This window comes from Streptomyces hazeniae, assembly GCF_031845485.1.
Taxonomy (GTDB): domain Bacteria; phylum Actinomycetota; class Actinomycetes; order Streptomycetales; family Streptomycetaceae; genus Streptomyces; species Streptomyces hazeniae.
Window position 1 is genome coordinate 1 of the sequence record NZ_JAVREQ010000205.1, and the last position, 434, is coordinate 434.

Annotated in this window: 1 pseudogene; it reads left to right on the plus strand. The window is 69.8% G+C overall.

The annotated features are described in order from the left end of the window. Nucleotides 1–229 (plus strand): annotated as a pseudogene (locus tag RM572_RS29340) (NAD-dependent epimerase/dehydratase family protein); the annotation flags it as partial. Nucleotides 230–434: the final 205 nt, after the last annotated feature.

Consider the following 434-nt stretch of genomic DNA (forward strand, 5'->3'; position numbering starts at 1 on the left):
CCACCCGTTCCGCCGGGAGGACTGCCTCGCCCTCTACCACGATGCGGATGCGGTCCTCGCCGATCGGCTTCCGGACGTGCACGCGGTCTTCCGGGAGCGGGGGTGGACAGTGCCCGACCGCCTGGACCGCGTCTACGACTCCACCGGCGCCTCAAAAGCCTTCGGGTACAGGCCTGTTCGCGGGATCCGGCAGCTTCTGCGGGATGTCGCTGACGGGCAGAGTGCCTGACGGTCCCCCGGCACCGGTCCCACCCGCGCGCGTCCGACGTCGGGTGCGCAGCCCGTCGTCGGCCGCGGGCATGGTCCGCCCACGTCTGGGGGGGGGGCTTGCTCGGTTGGTCTTATGTGCTTGAGGCGCGCCGGGGCGAGATCGATAGCGGAGTCAGCCGCGGTGCCTGGGCATGCCGTCTCGTCTAAGTGATCTTGTTCACTTT